This window comes from Brevundimonas vitisensis (genome assembly GCF_016656965.1).
Classification (GTDB): domain Bacteria; phylum Pseudomonadota; class Alphaproteobacteria; order Caulobacterales; family Caulobacteraceae; genus Brevundimonas; species Brevundimonas vitisensis.
Window position 1 is genome coordinate 224659 of sequence record NZ_CP067977.1, and the last position, 16090, is coordinate 240748.

The 16090-nt window shown below is 65.9% G+C and carries 17 protein-coding genes and 1 tRNA gene; 9 read left to right on the forward strand and 9 right to left on the reverse strand.

Going from position 1 to position 16090, the window contains the following annotated elements; all coding sequences use genetic code 11:
• Nucleotides 1-11 precede the first annotated feature (11 nt).
• Entirely contained in the window at nucleotides 12-386 is a 375-nt protein-coding gene (locus JIP62_RS01115) for a hypothetical protein (RefSeq protein WP_201103136.1), read from the forward strand.
• A 51-nt stretch (nucleotides 387-437) separates the two neighbouring features.
• On the opposite strand, the gene JIP62_RS01120 is transcribed toward JIP62_RS01115, so the two are convergent.
• Nucleotides 438-1178, reverse strand: a complete 741-nt coding sequence (locus JIP62_RS01120) for an SIMPL domain-containing protein (protein ID WP_201103137.1) — start codon at nucleotides 1176-1178, stop codon at nucleotides 438-440.
• 192 nt (nucleotides 1179-1370) lie between these two features.
• Between JIP62_RS01120 and JIP62_RS01125 the strand changes: the two genes are divergently transcribed.
• Nucleotides 1371-1446, forward strand: a tRNA-Ile gene (locus JIP62_RS01125).
• A 25-nt stretch (nucleotides 1447-1471) separates the two neighbouring features.
• Here JIP62_RS01125 and JIP62_RS01130 read toward each other — a convergent pair.
• Entirely contained in the window at nucleotides 1472-2548 is a 1077-nt protein-coding gene (locus JIP62_RS01130) for a L,D-transpeptidase family protein (protein ID WP_201103138.1), read from the reverse strand.
• A gap of 235 nt (nucleotides 2549-2783) precedes the next feature.
• Between JIP62_RS01130 and JIP62_RS01135 the strand changes: the two genes are divergently transcribed.
• The gene (locus JIP62_RS01135; protein ID WP_201103139.1) at nucleotides 2784-3116 is read left to right on the forward strand and encodes a hypothetical protein; all 333 of its coding nucleotides are present in this window, start codon (nucleotides 2784-2786) and stop codon (nucleotides 3114-3116) included.
• 148 nt (nucleotides 3117-3264) lie between these two features.
• Here the strand turns inward: JIP62_RS01135 and JIP62_RS01140 are convergent, their stop codons facing one another.
• Complete coding sequence (locus tag JIP62_RS01140; protein ID WP_201103140.1) at nucleotides 3265-3771, reverse strand: SUKH-4 family immunity protein; 507 nt, start codon at nucleotides 3769-3771, stop codon at nucleotides 3265-3267.
• 128 nt (nucleotides 3772-3899) lie between these two features.
• Nucleotides 3900-4532 (reverse strand): hypothetical protein, encoded by a 633-nt coding sequence (locus JIP62_RS01145; protein WP_201103141.1) that lies wholly within the window; start codon nucleotides 4530-4532, stop codon nucleotides 3900-3902.
• 121 nt (nucleotides 4533-4653) lie between these two features.
• Between JIP62_RS01145 and JIP62_RS01150 the strand changes: the two genes are divergently transcribed.
• Nucleotides 4654-5004, forward strand: coding sequence for an arsenate reductase (locus JIP62_RS01150; protein ID WP_201104454.1), 351 nt, complete (start codon nucleotides 4654-4656; stop codon nucleotides 5002-5004).
• Between the two features lie 9 nt (nucleotides 5005-5013).
• Here the strand turns inward: JIP62_RS01150 and JIP62_RS01155 are convergent, their stop codons facing one another.
• Nucleotides 5014-5253: a DUF2188 domain-containing protein gene (locus JIP62_RS01155; RefSeq protein ID WP_201103142.1), complete on the reverse strand. Its 240-nt coding sequence runs from the start codon at nucleotides 5251-5253 to the stop codon at nucleotides 5014-5016.
• Between the two features lie 130 nt (nucleotides 5254-5383).
• Here JIP62_RS01155 and JIP62_RS01160 point away from each other — a divergent pair, with 130 nt between their 5' ends.
• From JIP62_RS01160 to ku, 4 genes are all read left to right on the forward strand, one after another.
• Nucleotides 5384-5800 carry a hypothetical protein gene (locus JIP62_RS01160; protein ID WP_201103143.1) on the forward strand — a complete coding sequence of 139 codons (417 nt, stop codon included), beginning with the start codon at nucleotides 5384-5386 and terminating at the stop codon, nucleotides 5798-5800.
• Between the two features lie 21 nt (nucleotides 5801-5821).
• Nucleotides 5822-6361 (forward strand): RNA polymerase sigma factor, encoded by a 540-nt coding sequence (locus JIP62_RS01165; RefSeq protein ID WP_201103144.1) that lies wholly within the window; start codon nucleotides 5822-5824, stop codon nucleotides 6359-6361.
• Complete coding sequence (locus JIP62_RS01170) at nucleotides 6351-6659, forward strand: hypothetical protein (RefSeq protein WP_201103145.1); 309 nt, start codon at nucleotides 6351-6353, stop codon at nucleotides 6657-6659. Before JIP62_RS01165 ends, JIP62_RS01170 begins: the two co-directional genes overlap by 11 nt.
• A 65-nt stretch (nucleotides 6660-6724) precedes the next feature.
• Nucleotides 6725-7591 (forward strand): non-homologous end joining protein Ku, encoded by an 867-nt coding sequence (ku, locus tag JIP62_RS01175; RefSeq protein WP_201103146.1) that lies wholly within the window; start codon nucleotides 6725-6727, stop codon nucleotides 7589-7591.
• Nucleotides 7592-7628: 37 nt separating this feature from the next.
• Here the strand turns inward: ku and JIP62_RS01180 are convergent, their stop codons facing one another.
• The 4 genes from JIP62_RS01180 to JIP62_RS01195 all read right to left on the reverse strand — a co-directional run bounded on the left by JIP62_RS01180 (nucleotide 7629) and on the right by JIP62_RS01195 (nucleotide 14453).
• A complete protein-coding gene (locus tag JIP62_RS01180; protein WP_201103147.1) occupies nucleotides 7629-8612 on the reverse strand; it encodes an SDR family oxidoreductase in 984 nt (327 codons plus the stop codon).
• Nucleotides 8613-8685: 73 nt separating this feature from the next.
• On the reverse strand, nucleotides 8686-11253 hold the full coding sequence (ligD, locus tag JIP62_RS01185) for a DNA ligase D (RefSeq protein WP_201103148.1): 2568 nt from the start codon (nucleotides 11251-11253) through the stop codon (nucleotides 8686-8688).
• A gap of 60 nt (nucleotides 11254-11313) precedes the next feature.
• Nucleotides 11314-12651 carry a sigma-54-dependent transcriptional regulator gene (locus JIP62_RS01190; protein WP_201103149.1) on the reverse strand — a complete coding sequence of 446 codons (1338 nt, stop codon included), beginning with the start codon at nucleotides 12649-12651 and terminating at the stop codon, nucleotides 11314-11316.
• Nucleotides 12648-14453, reverse strand: coding sequence for a sensor histidine kinase (locus JIP62_RS01195; RefSeq protein ID WP_201103150.1), 1806 nt, complete (start codon nucleotides 14451-14453; stop codon nucleotides 12648-12650). Before JIP62_RS01195 ends, JIP62_RS01190 begins: the two co-directional genes overlap by 4 nt.
• Nucleotides 14454-14757: 304 nt before the next feature.
• On the opposite strand from JIP62_RS01195, the gene dctA reads away from it, so the two are divergent.
• Nucleotides 14758-16047, forward strand: a complete 1290-nt coding sequence (gene dctA / locus JIP62_RS01200; protein WP_201104456.1) for a C4-dicarboxylate transporter DctA — start codon at nucleotides 14758-14760, stop codon at nucleotides 16045-16047.
• Nucleotides 16048-16090 lie beyond the last annotated feature (43 nt).

Consider the following 16090-nt stretch of genomic DNA (forward strand, 5'->3'; position numbering starts at 1 on the left):
GGGAGAGGTCGATGATGTCGAGAAAATCTATGTGGGCCCTGGCGGCCATCGCGACGACCATGGTCATGGGAGGATGCGCGTCCCTGATCACCGGGGGGGATCTGGTGCGTGAGGGAGAGCCGACGGGCTTCCTTGAGGTGCAGAATGTCTCCCAGACGGATCGACTGGACGTGGTGCTGATTTCTGCGTGCAACGTCGGCAGCTATGGGCTGAACCGGCTGCCTAGTGGGCAGTCGATTCCGCCGGGCGGGCGCTATCGCTGGACAGTCTCGAGCGGGTGCTGGGACGTGGGTGCCGGCCAGGTGCTGAGCGGCACCAGCTGGACCGAGGGCTATGTGAAGGTCACGGTCGACACGGGCCGGACGACCGTGATCCGGTCGCGCTGATCCTGTCCGAATGATCCCTCGCGGCTGAGCCGCGAGGGATGCTGGCCCAGGCTATCGCACGATGTCGTAGACGCCGGTGATGTCGATGCGGACCGTCAGTTCGCCAGGGGCCACCGGCGTCGATTCCATATCTGCCGCCATGGCCATGCGATTGCCGGCGAAGACCGGCGGCTGGACCATGTTGGGACCGCCTTCATTCAGCGACCGGATACCGCCCAGTCGCACACCGAGGGCATCGGCATAGAGGCTGGCCTTGGATTGCAGGGCGGTGACGGCGGCGCGGCGCGCCTGATCCTCGGCGGCCTTGGGATTCTTCAGGCCGAAGGTGATGCCGTCGATCTGATTGACCCCGGCGGCGACGACGGCGTCGGCGGTGGTGCCCACGGCGTTGACGTCATTGATGACCACGGTGACGCGGTTCGAGGCCTGATAGCCGCGCAGGCGGGGCGGCTCGTTCTGGACGTAGTCGTACTGCGCCGACAGGTTCAGGCCCGAGGTCTGGATGTCGCGCTCGGAGATTCCGGCACGGCGCAGGGCGGCGATGACCTGGGTCATGCGGGCGGCGTTCTGGGCCATGGCCTCGGCGGCCGTGGGGGCCTCGGTCACGACGCCGAAGGTGATGGTGGCCATGTCCGGGGCAACCTTGACCTCGCCATAGGCTGACAGGCTGATCGAGGGTTCGGCCTGCATCATGTGCGGGGCGGGGGCTGACTGAGCCATGACGGGGGCAGCCAGGGCGGTGGCGGCCATCAGGGCCGAGACGAGGGTGAGGGCGCACAAGCGGGTGGTCATGGCAGTCTGGTCTCCGAGAGGTGACGATCCGGACGCGAGATTGGTCCCGCGTCATGGCCGAACCTTGGCCGTGTTCACCTGAACCCAAGCGCAAGGGCCATCGGCAGGTTCCGTTCATCGGCGTGACATCGGCGTAAGACCTGCGGCTTCTCAGCGGCGCATCGGCCTGCTAGGTCCGCGTCTCGCCCCCGGGGGCCCGTAGCTCAATGGTTAGAGCCGACCGCTCATAACGGTCTGGTTGGGGGTTCGAGTCCCTCCGGGCCTACCAGGGGGTGTTTGCCGAGTGCCGTGACCTAGAGAAACACCACCTCGACCCCCGGCTTGACGCTTGCGGCCAGGCGCTCCGCATCCCAGTTGGTCAGACGCACGCAGCCGCTTGAAAAGGTCTTGCCGACCTTGGACGGGTCCGGCGTGCCGTGGATGCCATAGGTGTCGCGCGACAGGTCGATCCAGACCGATCCGACCGGATTGTTTGGCCCCGGTGCGATCACCAGCCTTTTCTCACCGCTGCCATAGGTGACGCGATCGGGATCGTAGGTGTAGTTCGGGCGCGGGGCGACGCCCACCACGGTGACGGTGCCGGAGGGGGCGGGTCGGTCCGAACTGCCGATCGTGGCCGGGTAGAAGCCGATCAGCTTGCCCGAGGCGTCATAGGCGCGCAGCGAAAGCTCGGTCTTGTCCACCGTGATGCGGGCGACCTCGGCGGTCAGTTTGGCGGCGCTGACGGCAGGCACGACCAGACGCTGGCCGGCGCGGCGAAAATCGGCATTGGGGTTCAGCGCCCGCAGCAGGGCCTCCGTCGTATGGAACCGCTCGGCCAGGGCCTCCTCGATGGTGGCGTAGCCGACCCGATCCAGCCGCGACAGCGCCTCCAGATCGGTGGGCACAGTCCCAACAAACGGACCCTCCAGGTCCTGGGCCGTGATCGCATAGTCCATCAGCACGGGGCGACTGTCGGCGGTTGTCAGTCGCTGAAACACCGCCGCGTCCAGCACGCCGTCCTGGGGCAGATCATTGGCCTTTTCAAAGGCGGCGATGGCCTGGCGAGAGTTGTCGCCGCCCAGGCCGTCGATGACGCCGGGCGAAAAGGCGGCGCGGTCCAGCAGGATCTGCGCCCGGATCAAGGCGGCATCGGGCGGGGTCGGGGCGGGCGGGTTCTGCGCGGGGGTCGTCTGGCCCGGCTGCGCGGCAGGAGCAGGCGGTGAGGGCCGGAAGACGGCGGACTCGATCCCGTTGCGCGAAAGCCCCATGGCCATTTCCGCGCGCGCCTCGTCGCTCCGCGATTGTGCCGCGTCCTGATCCCGGGGCGGGCGATCGCCGCAGGCGGCTAGAGCAAGTACGGCAGTCAGGGGCATCAATCGGCGGATCATCACGGCGCTTCCGTTGTAGAGGCAGTGGCAATCCCCGACAGCCGACAACGGTTCCTCGCTAACCGCTGACATGGCAGTTGCGGGCTGCGGTGAGGCGGCCCGCGCTTCGTTGAAGCCGCCGGTCTTTGATGGAGCGAAGTCACGCCGGTCGCCCCTACCGTTTCTGACATCCACCGTAGCGGACGTCGCGCCGGAGAATCAGACGCGCTAGCCTTCATCGGAGATGGAGGGTTCGATGATCGCGATCATGTTAGCGGCTGTTCTCGGCGCGCCGATGGAAGCAAGCCCGGTGTTTCTGGACTGCGATGTGGACTGGACGCCGCCTTATACGATGAGGGTCAGCCTCTCCCTCCGCCCCGGATTCCTGAACGCCATCACGACGTCAGACCTGGGCCGGTCCTCGTCAACGGCCGTGACGATGGATGCTCACGGCTGGCACTGGGAAGACTATCGTCACGGGGCCTACGGCATGAACCACATCAACCGTACGACGCTCGCCTACACGATGGAGCGAGATGGTCGGAGGGTCACGGGCCAGTGTCGGCGGGTCGAGGAGCCCGCTCCCTAGTGCTGCCTATGCCGCGAGCGCGGCGGATTTCGAACGTCGGGCATGGGTCGGGAGCAGCTATCGATGGCACGCCGGAAAGCCGACGTGCACACTGTCCTTTGAGGGTGGAAAACGGACGTTAGGATTGCCAGCTATCAATCTCGTCCGTTCAGAGGGTGCCTTGCTCTAAGGCCAATGGGTCCACACTGCTTAAAAATGAACGGAAGTCCTGCGTTGTTGCCTCAGGGATTAGCCCGTCGAGATAGGCGTCCGATCCCATCAATCTCTGTGTCTCAGCGATCAATTCCCGCATCCTGAGAGCCGTCACAGCAAACGTGTTGACGTCCCGATTGATGTAGATTTCGGCAAACTCAGCGTCGTGGTTCAGATATACCAAAGCGCCGTCCAAGCGCACAGCAACTGGATCAGCCGATCCATTTGAGCCGACCACGAAAACGTCTTGCCGATCAATAGCTGCCCGCAAGAGGTCCGACGAAAACCCTCTGGAGCTTGCAGCAAAGGAGAGAAAAGGTGCGGCGTCTTCCGGGAGACCTGCCTTGGCAAGGAACTCTTTGGCGGACGTGGGAATCACAACACCGGAAAGCTCTTCGGTAGGAACCGGGCAAAGCCGATCCCCCTCCAACTCCCAAACCCGCTTGAAATCTTCAGGTGTCATGCACGCCCCAATCCGCGCCCGAACCTAGATAGCTACGGACGCTTCAAATGTCCCCAACGGGTCGTTAGCGGACGCTCGGCTCGGGGTGAAAATCGGACAAGGCTTCAATACCCGTAGGCGGACGTGCGCTAGTCGATTGCCTTGAGCTCCCAACCCGTCAGATCGATCATGACCAAGGCCAGATCGCGCAATTCGCCATGCCGTGGCGACCACTCGCTCCAGAAGCGGTAATCTCCATGCCCGCTGGCTTCGACGAGCCACATTGAGCCGTCAATGCCGGTGGCGCAGCCGTAGGAAGCGGTTGCCAGCAACGACTGAGCCCTGGCCACACGCGCCTGCTCTGTTTCGGTCAGGACCCTGTCTATTCGACAGCCAGCCTGGTCCTCCGGGCAGCCGTCCGGGCCGGGTGCCAAGGTCGCCTGAAGCCGCAGTCGTCCGTCCCCCAGATCGGTGGTGCGGACCGTTAATGGCGCCTGGAAGCTCCGAAGGAGAGTAAACCTGACCGTTTGTAAGGGCCGGTCCCTGTCAGGGAACAAGGGCTGCTCATGCAGGCTGAACAAGCCACTCGAATACCACTCCGCTTCAGACGCATCCATCACGCGCCGTCGCTCTGCGGGATAGCCTTCGCCAGCGGGGCAGATCCCCGACTGCATTTGCAAGGACCTGGGAAAAAACGGCGTCGAACCGATGACGGCGTAGAGGGTGAAAGCGACACCCGCCAGCGCCAGCGCGATCAGAGCATAGGCGTCACGCTGAAACACACCGAACCTCCATCACCGATCGTCTCATCAGATTGACGGGACGACAAGAAAGCCGGTGTCCGTGGGGGTTGGAAAGCTGATATCAGAAGCGGTGTTCGAACCCGAAAATCTGCGAGGACCTGTGGCTCCCATTCTCTACGGCATCCCCAACTGCGACACGGTGAAGAAGGCTCGGGTGTGGCTGGGCGAGCAGGGCGTGGCCTACGAATTCCACGATTACAAGAAGGCGGGCGTCGAGCGGGCCATGCTGGAGCGGTGGGTGGCCGAGCATGGCTGGGAGGTCGTGCTGAACCGGGCGGGCACGACGTTCAAAAAGCTGGCGGATGCGGACAAGGCCGATCTGGACGCGGACAAGGCCATCGCGCTGATGCTGGACCAGCCGTCGATGATCAAGCGCCCGGTGCTGGACCTGGGCGAGCGAAGGATCGTGGGGTTCAAGCCCGAAATCTACGCTGCCGCGCTGACGCGGTAGCGGCCGAACCTATCCCTGAACGTCGACTTCGGGCCGGTCGTGGCCGTCGGCGCGCTCGGTGATCCAGGTGCCCGAGGCGTCGGCATATTCGATCATGGCCGTCTGGTCCGGCACGCGCTGTTCGCGGGCGGCGGCCACGGCGGCGGCGCGGGCGGCGTCATGGCTGGGGAAGGTCTCGGAGAAGGTGTCGCCCAGGCGATAGGCCCAGCCGCCGTCATGTTCGACGATACGATAGGTGACGTGGGTCATGCGTGCTCTCCGTGTTCGATTGGAAATGGGGGCCGGGCGATGTTCCGCAAGCTGCATCCATTGACGGGTTCGGCGGCGACTATCCCTATGAGAGCACGGCGAGGGTCGCTGTGCGATTGGGATGATGACGATGGAAGACATGTTTCGCAGCTATTGGTGGCTGCTGTTTCCGCTGAGCTGGTTCGTGTTCGGCGGTATCTCCAGCTTCCTGAACTATATGCGCCAGCGCGACACGCTGAAGCTGATCCAGACCTATGCCGAGCGGGGGCAGGAACCGCCCGAGGCCCTGCTGAAGGTGCTGGACCGGCCGATCGATGCGGACGCCGAGGCCTGGGGTACGAGCAGCAGCAGCGGATGGAGCCAGGGCGGCAACTGGTTCTCGGTCGTGCTGTTCGGCCTGCTGGCGGCCGGTTTCGGCTATGCGGCCTGGAGCAATATGTACGGGGCAGGCGAAGCCTTTCTGATCGTGACCTTCGTGCTGGGCGCCCTGTCCGTGGCCTGTCTGGTCTCGGCCCTTATCGGCCGGGGCCGGCGCAACCGGGGCTGATGGCCGGACGGGAGCAGGACCGTGGGGGAGGGGACGGACGACGCCGCCCTGGTGCACCGGGCGCGGGCCGGGTCGGACGCGGCGTTCGGCCAGTTGGTGGCCCGGCATCAGGGGGTGGTGCGCGGCTTTCTGCGGCGCACCCTGGGCGGCGGCTGGGCCGAGGCGGACGATGTGGCGCAGGAGACCTTCCTGGCCGCCTGGGGCGCTCTCAGGTCGTTGAAGGACCCGGCGGGCGTGCGGTCGTGGCTGCTGGGCATCGCCTGGCGAAAGGCGCAGGACCGGATGCGCGGGGCGCGGCGCGGGGCGGCGCGGGACCGGGCCTGGCTGGAAACGATCGATGCGCCGTCCGGTCTGTCGCACGAGGACCGGCTGGCCCTGGCGGCGGCCATGGCAGAGCTGGCCCCCGATGTGCGCGCCGCGGTCGCCCTGTGCCTGGCGGACGGATGGTCGCACGCAGAGGCGGCGCTGGCCCTGGGCTTGCCACTGGGCACGGTGAAGTCCCATGTTGCGCGGGGTCGGGCGCGGCTGCTGAAAGCGCTCGGAGGATCCGATGACGCCTGACGACAAACTGTCCCTGTTCCTGAGCCTCGATCGCCCCGTGCGCGACCCGGCGTTCGAGGCGGCCGTCGCAAGGCGTGTGGCGCGGCGACGGGCCCTGGCCACGGTCGGGGCCAGCGTGCCCTGGGCGATCGCGGCGACGGCCCTTCTGTGGGGCCTGCAGCCGGTGATGGCACCGTTCGGCGAGAGCCTAGGCCTGGCGATCGGTCCGGCGACGGGGGTGCTGGGCCTCGGGCTGGCCACGGCCATCGGCGGGATGTGGCTGAATACACACGGGTTGAGACTGGGCCGCCGGGCCTGACCGGACCGATGTGAACCAAGCGGGGCCGCCGCGCATTCCTGCGTCCTGAAGCGAGGGATGAATCGATGGCTGCGCGACCCACATGGCAGGGACATCTGAAGCTGTCGCTGGTCACCTGTCCGGTGGCGCTGTTCACCGCCACGACCAGCAGCAATGACGTTCGCTTCCACCTGATCAATCCCGAGACCAACAACCGCATCCGCATGGTGCCGACCGATCCGGACACGGGGCCGGTGGAACGCAGCGATCTGGTGCGCGGATACGAAGTGTCGAAGGACGAGTATGTCCTGTTCGACGACGCCGACTTCGACAAGGTCAAGCTGGAGAGCACCAAGACCATCTCGATCGACAAGTTCGTCGACGAGAGCGAGATCGACCGCCTGTTCTGGGACGACCCCTTCTTCGTCGTGCCCGAGAAGGGCGCGGGGGTGGAGGCGTTCGCCGTCATCCGCGATGCCATGAAGAAACAGGGCAAGGTGGCACTGGGGTGCCTGGTCCTGCGCGGCAAGGAACGTCAGTTGGCGCTGGAGGTCCGGGGCAAGGGTTTGGTGGCCTATACGCTGCGGGCACACGACGAGGTCAGGGACGCCGCCGACTATTTCGACGACATTCCCACCGTGAAGGCGGACGCCGACATGGTGGAGATCGCCGCGCGGATCATCGGCCAGAAGGAAGCGGACTTTGACGCCTCGGACTTCAAGGATCGCTACGACGACGCCCTGCGTGAAATGATCAAAGCCAAGACCAAGGGCGGCAAGGGCACGGTCGATGTAGCCGAGCCGGACGACACCAATGTCATCGACCTGATGGCGGCCCTGAAGAACAGTCTGAAAGGCTCGGCGACGGGGTCCAAGTCGGCAGCAGCCAAGAAGCCTGCTGCGAAGAAAGCACCGGCTAAAAAGCCGGCCAGCAGGAAGAAGACGGCGGCCTGACCCCGCTCCTTTTCAGGAGCGGAGCCGGCGGCGGACATCAGCCCCCCGAATAGCCACCAATGATCGGCAGGATTTCGCCCGTGATGTAGCTGGAGCACTGCGGCGAGGCCAAGAAGACGAAGGCGGGCGCGATCTCTTCCGGTTGGGCCGGACGCTTCATGACCGTCTGGGATCCGAACTTCGACGTCGCCTCCTCGTCCTTGTCGGCGGGATTCAGGGGCGTCCAGACCGGGCCAGGCGCGACGACGTTCACACGGATGCCGCGCGGGGCCAGGTGGGTGCCCAGCGACCGGGCGAAGGCATGGATGCCGCCCTTGGTCATCGAATAGTCCAGCAGGTCCTTGTTGCCCATCAGGCCGGTGACAGACCCGGTCATGACGATGGCTCCGCCCGGCTTCATGTGCGGAACCGCCGCCTGGGTCAGGTTGAAATAGCCATAGAGATTGGTCTTCAGCGTCCGGTCGAAATGCTCGAACGTCAGGTCCAGGAAGTCGTCGACGTGCTCCTGGAACGCGGCATTGGGCACGACGACGTCGAGGCGACCGAAGGCCTTCAGCGTCTCGTTGACGGCATGTTTCGAGAAGGCCGGATCGGCGACGTCGCCCTTGAGCACCAGGGCCTTTCGCCCCTCGGCCTCGACGGCGGCGCGGGTGGTTTCGGCGTCGGCGTCCTCATCCAGATGGCAGATGACAATGTCGGCCCCCTCGCGCGCAAACAGTACAGCGACGGCCCGGCCGATGCCGGAATCTGCGCCGGTGATCAGGGCAGCCATTCCCTCCAGCTTGCCCGACCCCTTCCAGAAGGGGGCATCGTACATCGGCGCGGGATCGAGAGCGGCTTCATCGCCCGGCTTGGGCTGGTGCTGTTTGGGAAAGGGCGGAACGGGGTAGGGGCGGGCTCCGGCCTGCATGGCGCCGCCGTCCGAGTTTTCCGAAGCGGTGGTGCCGTCATCAATCCCGGCCTGAATGTCGCGTTCGTGTTCGGCGACGTCCTCGGCGTGAGACGCGAAATCCTGTGTCATAGATTACTCCGGCTTTTCCTGGGGGGTACAGGAGAAGCGGGGGAGACCGCCGCCAGTTCCGACCACGACGCCGTTAGGTCACGCCCAGGGCCTTGAGTGCCTTTTTCAGGCTGGCCGCCGAGGGGCGGAAATCCTCCCACGGATCTGGCTTTCTAAGCAGGGATGGATAGGTCCACAGGTTGAAGGCCGACGGGTCCAGGCCGGACCGAACCTGCCCCCAGGACAGTGGGAAGGCGATGCCCGCGCCGGGCCGGGCGCGGGGCGACCACGGGGCAACGGCGGTGGCCATGCGGCCGTTGCGCAGATAGTCGATGAAGATCTTTCCGCCCCGCGCCTTCTTGGCCAGGGTGGTGGTGAAACGGTCGGGTGCGCCGGCACGGAGGGTCTCTGCCAGGGCCTTGGCAAAGGCCTTGTTCTGATCCCAAGTGATACGACTGCGGGCATCTGTCCGGATCGGGACGACGACGTGGAGGCCCTTGCCGCCCGTCGTCTTGACGAAGGCCGGAAGGTCGAGCGCCTCCAGTTTTGCCTTCACTGCCTTGGCGGCCGCGATGACATCAGCGAAATCCAGACCCTCGTCGGGATCGAGGTCGAAGGTGACCTGATCGGGAACCTCGGGATCGCCGGGCTTGCAGCCCCAGGGGTGGAGCTCCAGCCCGCCGGACTGCGCAATGGCCACCAGGCCCCCGACATCGACCGCGGCGACATAGGGCGTGCGGGCCTGGACGTCGATGAGCTTCAGCCGGGGGTTTGAACCGGCCATGGCGTGCCGCTGAAAAAACATCTCGCCATCGATGCCGTCGGGTGCGCGGATGATGGAGGTGGGGCGGTCGCCGACGTGAGGCAGCAGGCGTTCGGCCGCCGCTTCATAATAACGGGCAAGATCGGCCTTGGTGATGGCAGGGTGGTCGCCCACGGCCGGCCAAAGGATCTTGTCAGGGTTGGACAGGGTGACCCCGGCGACGACAACCTTGCCGCGCTTGCCAGAGGGTGCCGAGGGAGAGTGGACGGTCGCGGTCGACTTCATTTCGGTCGGCGGCTGAGGAGGTTCGGTGACTTCGGCCGCAGGCTTGTCCTCGCGCAACCCCTTGAAGGCCGCCTGACGCAGGGCTCCGCTTTCGGTGTAGCCGCCGTGTTCGACCTCTGCGACCAGGACCGGTTTCAGCCAGTGAATGTCGCGACCGCCCTTTGGCGCGTTTGCGCCAGCAAAGGGCGTCTGGTCTGCCGCCGCAGCTTTGAGTGCGGGCATCAGGCGTTTGACCACCGCCTCGCCATAGCCGGTCCCGACGCGACCCAGATAGCGCAGCCCGCCCTTGTCGCGCACCCCGACGAGCAGCGAGCGGAAGCGGGTACCCCCTTCCGACGACCAGCCGCCGATGACGACCTCGTCCCGGCCGCGGCATTTGGACTTGACCCAACTGGCCGAGCGACCCGCGTGATAGGGGGCGTCCAGCTTCTTGGAGATGACGCCTTCCAGATCCATCCGGCAGGCGCTCTCCAGGACGGCCTGGCCGGTGGTAGCGAAATGCTCGACATAGCGCAGGCGGTCAGCATCGGTTTTGCCCACCCGGTCGACGTACGCCTGAAGCCGGGCCTTGCGATGGGACAGCGGCAGTTTGCGAAGGTCTTCATCGCCTTCGAACAGCAGATCGAAGGCGAAATAGACGAGGGAGCCGGTTTGGCCGTCCGCGATCGCGGCCTGAAGCGCCGGGAAGTCCGGCATATGGTCGTCATCAAGGGCACACAGTTCGCCGTCGATCACCGCATCCGGCCAGGTGCTGGCATCGGCGGCCAGGTCGGGAAAGCGATCGGTCCAGTCAAGGCCGTTGCGAGTGCGCAGGATCGCCTTTCCGCCCCCGATCCCGATCTGGATGCGATAGCCGTCGAACTTGATCTCATGGGCCCAGCCCGCCGCGCCGGGGGGATGGTCGACGACCTTGCACAGCTGGATCGGCACGAAGGCCGGAGGCCTGTTCTTTGCGCTGCTTGAGCGTGGGGTGGGAGGCTTAGGGGCCTTGCGGCCCGTCGGCTTGGACTTCGTCCACTGGTCGGTGCCCTCCGCGATCTCGGCCAGGGAGCGTCCGGTGGTGACCGAGGCGTCGATCTCGGCCAGGGCGTCGGCTTCGCCAGGGACGGCGTGGTCGTCCTTTTCCTTGATCAGCAGCCAGTTGTTGCGCTTGGACGGTTTACCCCGATCGGACTTCAACCGGACCAGGGCCCAGCCGCCCTTCAACCGTTCGCCGTCCAGGAACATCTTGATGGACCCCTTGGCAAAATCAGCCTCGAGGGTGTCGGGGTGCTGGGGGGTCCAGGTGCCGGTGTCCCACATCTGGACCGTACCGGCGCCATAGTTGCCGCCCGGAATCGTCCCTTCGAAATTGCCATAGTCCAGAGGATGGTCTTCCACCTCGACGGCCAGCCGCTTGATGGCCGGATCGCGGGACGGGGCCTTGGTCACGGCCCAGGACTTCAGCACGCCGTCGTGTTCGATCCGAAAGTCATAGTGCAGCCGCGTCGCCGCGTGACGCTGGATCAGGAACCGCAGCGGAGCCTTGCCGCGCCGCTTCGCCTTGGCGCCTTTGGGCTCGGGCGTTTCGCCGAAGCGGCGCTTGGCCTGATAGGTTTTCAGCTCGCCGCGCACGTCCGTTGATCTCCCCGCGCCGGATGACGCGGGACTGCAACGCCGGGCGGGCCGTTTGGATCAGTCGGTTCGGTGTTCCGCCGGGCGGATGCCGTGGCGCGCCATCTTGTCATAGAGAGTCTTGCGCGGAATCCGCAAAGCCTGGGTCACGGTGCGGATGTCCCCGCGACCGGCCGTCAGCGCCTCCCGGATCAGTTCGGCCTCATAGGCTTGAACCCGTTCGGACAGGCCCCCCTCGACCTGGGGCGCGGCCGCCACGGCGGTCATGCCAACCGCGACCTGACTGGCGAAGTTTGACAGTTCGCGCAGATTGCCGGGCCAATCGTACTCCAGCAGGCGACGTCGAACCGCATGGTCCATGGCGGGGGCCGGGCGGCCCAACCGGTCCGAGGCATGGGCCAGGAAGCGGGCAAACAGCAGGGGAATGTCCTCGCGACGTTCGCGCAGCGGCGGCACGCGCAGCCGCACCACGTTCAGGCGGTAAAACAGATCCTCGCGCAGATCGCCGCGCTGCATGGCCAGGGCCGGGTCGGTGCTGGTGGCGGCCAGGATGCGCAGGTCCAGGGCCTGGGCCTCTGCGGCGCCCAGCGGCATGACTTCGCGCTCTTCCAGCACACGCAGCAGCAGGCGCTGAGCCGTGGGGGGAGCCTGATCGATGTCATCCAGGAACAGGGTGCCCTGATGGGACTGTTCGATCTGACCGACGCGGCGGCGGATCGCACCGGAGAAGGCCCCGGCCTCATGCCCGGCCAGCTGACCCTCGGCCGCCCCGTCGGACAGGGCCGCACAGGCCACGGCGACGAACGGACGGGTGCGGCGGCGACCGGCGCTGTGGATGGCGCGGGCGATGGCCTCCTTGCCCGATCCCGTCTCTCCCTCGATCAGGACATCGACCGGTGCCTCGCCCAGCTGGCGGACGGCGGTGCGCAGGCTTTCGACGGGTCGGCTGTCGCCGCTCAGTGGAATGGTCCAGGTGTCTTCTGCCGCCAGGGCGGCCAGACGGCGGTTGTCCAGGATCAGGCCACGCTTCTCCAGCGCTCGCCGCAGGGTCTGAACCAGACGTTCCGGAGCAAAGGGTTTGGCCAGGAAGTCATAGGCCCCGCGCTTCATCGCATCGACGGCCTCTGCGATGTCGCCATGCCCGGTCATCATGACCACGGGCAGGTCCGGGTCCATCAACAGAAGGCGTTCGACCAGCTGGCGGCCATCCAGTCCGGGCATGCGCAGGTCGGTAACGACCACGCCCTCGAAACGATCGGTCAGGGCTTTCAGCGCCGGCTCGCCGGAACCGAAGGCGGTGACTACGAACCCGTCCAGCGACAGCCTCTCGGCCAAGGCCTCGCGGAAACTGACGTCATCCTCGACCAGAGCAATGCGGTTCAGGGACTGGAAGCTCATTTCGCGCGGGCCAGAACGATCTGGAAGGTGGTCCCTGCGGGGCCGGGCCGATAGGTCAGCTCTCCCCCGAACCCGGTGACGATGTCGCGGCTGATAACCAGGCCCAGGCCCAGGCCATCTGCCTTATCGGTCGTGAAGGGGGTGAAGAGGCGGTCGCGCACCTCGGGCGAGACCCCGGGGCCGTTGTCGGAGACGGCGATCGTGACCCGGCTTCCTGTCTGGCGCACGGCGATGACGATGGTGGGGTCGGCGACGCCCTCCAGGGCCTCGACCGCGTTCTGAAGGAGGTTCAGGATAACCTGCTCCAGCCGGTTCCGCTCTGCCCTGACCCGCAGGCCGGGCACCGGCACATCCCGCGAAAGCCGGACGCCGCGTTCGCGCAGGCGGGCCCCGATCAGCAACAGGGTGCCATCGATGGCGGCATCAACAGCGACGGCGACGACCTCCGACCGGGTCTTGCGAGAGAAGGCGCGCAGTTCGTCGGTAATGGCCCCGATCCGCTCGGTCAGGCCGCCGATGGTCGACAGCGAGCGCGCGGCGGCGGCGGTATCGGATCGGTCGAGGTAAAGGCCTGCGCTGTCCGCATGGGTGCGAATGGCGGCGATGGGCTGGTTGATCTCGTGGGCCACGCCGGCGGCAATCTGGCCCAGGGTGGCCAGCTTGTTGGCCTGGATGAGTTCGTCCTGGAGATCCTGCCGGCTTTTTTCCAGGCGGCGGCGTTCATCGATCTCGTGACTGAGCCGCGTGTTGGCGTTGCGAAGTTCGACGGTGCGCAGGTCGATCTGCCGCTCCAGTTCGAGCCGGGCAGCCTCGGCCTCGACGGCGCGCAGCCGGGCACGCTGACGACGGCGCAGCAGGATGCCGGACAGACCCGCCAGGAGGGCGACGCTGAGCAGGGCCAGGGTCTGGGCGGCGAGGGTGGCGCGTGCAATCTGGGCCCGGGAGGCCGACAGCAGGGTCAGGGTCCAGCCCATGTCGGCCAAGGGCTGGACCGTGCGGGCATAGAGGTCGCTCGGCAAACCCTGGCTGATGCGGATCAGGTCATCCCGTCCGGCGGGGAAGGGCATATCCGCCAGGGCGGCAGTGCCCGACGTATGCTCCAGTGAAAACTGGCGTCGCTGGGCTTGAGACAAGGGTTGGGTCGTACGAAACCGCCAATCCGGCACGGTGGTGATCAGGACGACCCCGTTGGAATCGGTGACATAGGTCGGTTCGCCCGACGCGCGCCAATCCTGCTCCAACACGTCGAACTCGACCTTGGCGACGATGACCCCGATCGGGCGACCGGCCGGATCATCCACGCGGCGGGACAGGTAGAGGCCAGGGCGGCCACTGACCGTCCCAAGGGCGAAGAAGGCGGCCTGACCGTCGCGCATGGCTTCGTGGAAATAGGGGCGGAAACGATAGTTGGACCCGACGAAGCTGGTCGGCTCACGCCAGTTGCTGGCAGCCAGAGCGGTGCCGCCCGTGTCCAGCAGATAGATGGCCGCGGCGCGGACATCGCGGGCCAGACCTTCGAACTTGAGGTTCAGCACGGAGGGGCCCAAGCCGGGATCGGTCAGCAGATCGGCAAGGTCGGGGTCCAGCGCCATGACCATGGGCAGGGAGCGGTGGCGCTCCAGCTCGCTGCGCAGAACCGAAGCATGCAGGGCGGCGGCGGTGGAGGCCTGTCGTAGCGCGGAAGCCTTTGCATCGCGCCGGGCGATCTCGCCCCAGCCCACGACCGCGACGACGGCTACGACGATCCAGAAGGCTGCGAAGAGCCGCCACACATAGGTCGAGGGATCGAAGCGAAGCATCATGCTCCGACTGTGCGGAAATATGCACAAATGTCGAGGTGGCGCGTGTGAAAATCCGCACAGTTGGGCTTCTTGCCCATGAGGCAAGCAAGAAAACCAACGCAAAAACAGGCATTAAGCCACATTGTGGCAATCTCTTGCCTGTCGTTCAGCATGGTGACGATACTCTCGAATAGCCGCGTCAGACGGCAAAGTCACAGAGATCGAAGGCGCGTTCCTGCCTTCACGGGAGGTCTTCTTGGGTCCGATCGTCCAATCACCGGGCGCGCCTGCCGCGCATCGACCGTTCTATCGCAGCCTCTATTTCATGGTGCTGCTGGCGATTCTGGCCGGAGGCCTGATCGGCCATTTCGCGCCGGACTTCGCGGTTCAGCTGAAGCCGCTGGGTGATGCCTTCATCAAGCTGGTGAAGATGATCATCGCACCAGTCATCTTCCTGACGATCGTCACCGGGCTGGCCGGCATGCGCGACCTGGGCCAGGTCGGACGCGTTGCCGCCAAGGCGTTCGGTTATTTTCTGGTGTTTTCGACCCTGGCGCTGATCGTCGGACTGGTGATCGGCAATGTGGTTCAGCCTGGGCGTGGGCTGAACATCGACCCCGCCAGCCTGGATCCGGCATCGGTGGCGCAATATTCGGCGGCGGCCCATGAAAGCACCATTGTCGGCTTTCTGACCGGCATCATTCCCACGACCCTGGTCAGTGCCTTCGTCGAGGGCAACATCCTGCAGACCCTGTTCGTCGCCATCCTGTTCGGCATCGCCCTGGCGATCGTCGGGGACGCGGCCGAGCCGGTGCGGCGCGGCCTGGAGTCGCTGAGCCAGATCGTCTTCAAACTGGTGGCCATCCTGATGAAGGCCGCACCGATCGGGGCGTTCGGGGCCTTTGCCTTCACCATCGGAGCCTATGGCCTCGGGGCCGTGGCCAAGCTGGCCGCGCTGATCGCGACTTTTTATCTGACCTCCCTCGTCTTCGTGATTGGCGTGCTGGGGCTGGTCTGCCTGGCCAATGGCTTCTCCATTTTCCGGCTGATCGCCTATCTGAAGGAAGAGCTGCTGCTGGTGCTGGGGACGTCGTCGTCCGAGGCGGCCCTGCCCAGCCTGATGCAGAAGATGGAAGCGGCCGGTGCCACCAAGTCGGTGGTCGGACTGGTCGTGCCCACCGGCTATTCGTTCAATCTGGACGGCACCAACATCTATATGACCATGGCTGCTCTGTTCATTGCCCAGGCCATGAACATCGAGCTGACGCTGCAGGAACAGGTGCTGCTGCTGCTGGTCGCCATGCTGAGTTCCAAAGGCGCGGCCGGAATCACAGGCGCGGGCTTCATCACCCTGGCCGCGACCTTGGCCGTGGTGCCGACGGTGCCTGTGGCCGGCATGGCGCTGATCCTGGGCATCGACCGGTTCATGAGCGAGTGCCGGGCCCTGACCAACTTCATTGGAAACGCCGTGGCCACTCTGGTCGTGGCGCGCTGGGAGGGAGAGCTGGACCGCGACGCTCTGCATGCCGCGCTGGGCCGCGGGCCCAAAGGCCTGGCTGCACCGGTCGATCCGGCCGCCGGACCGGGGGACAAGGCCGTCGTAACGGCCGACTGACGACCAACAAGATCAAACGGCCGACCTGGATCGGCCGAGGGGA

Bases quoted from the DNA above. Each gene is read 5' to 3' on its own strand.
- JIP62_RS01120 (WP_201103137.1), bottom strand. From the start codon at position 1,178: ATGACCACCCGCTTGTGCGCCCTCACCCTCGTCTCGGCCCTGATGGCC.
- dctA (WP_201104456.1), top strand. From the start codon at position 14,758: ATGGTGCTGCTGGCGATTCTGGCCGGAGGCCTGATCGGCCATTTCGCG.
- JIP62_RS01170 (WP_201103145.1), top strand. From the start codon at position 6,351: ATGACGCCTGACGACAAACTGTCCCTGTTCCTGAGCCTCGATCGCCCC.
- JIP62_RS01190 (WP_201103149.1), bottom strand. From the start codon at position 12,651: ATGAGCTTCCAGTCCCTGAACCGCATTGCTCTGGTCGAGGATGACGTC.
- JIP62_RS01160 (WP_201103143.1), top strand. From the start codon at position 5,384: ATGGAAGACATGTTTCGCAGCTATTGGTGGCTGCTGTTTCCGCTGAGC.
- JIP62_RS01155 (WP_201103142.1), bottom strand. From the start codon at position 5,253: ATGACCCACGTCACCTATCGTATCGTCGAACATGACGGCGGCTGGGCC.
- JIP62_RS01195 (WP_201103150.1), bottom strand. From the start codon at position 14,453: ATGATGCTTCGCTTCGATCCCTCGACCTATGTGTGGCGGCTCTTCGCA.
- JIP62_RS01135 (WP_201103139.1), top strand. From the start codon at position 2,784: ATGATCGCGATCATGTTAGCGGCTGTTCTCGGCGCGCCGATGGAAGCA.
- JIP62_RS01115 (WP_201103136.1), top strand. From the start codon at position 12: ATGATGTCGAGAAAATCTATGTGGGCCCTGGCGGCCATCGCGACGACC.
- ku (WP_201103146.1), top strand. From the start codon at position 6,725: ATGGCTGCGCGACCCACATGGCAGGGACATCTGAAGCTGTCGCTGGTC.
- JIP62_RS01140 (WP_201103140.1), bottom strand. From the start codon at position 3,771: ATGACACCTGAAGATTTCAAGCGGGTTTGGGAGTTGGAGGGGGATCGG.
- JIP62_RS01130 (WP_201103138.1), bottom strand. From the start codon at position 2,548: ATGATCCGCCGATTGATGCCCCTGACTGCCGTACTTGCTCTAGCCGCC.
- JIP62_RS01180 (WP_201103147.1), bottom strand. From the start codon at position 8,612: ATGACACAGGATTTCGCGTCTCACGCCGAGGACGTCGCCGAACACGAA.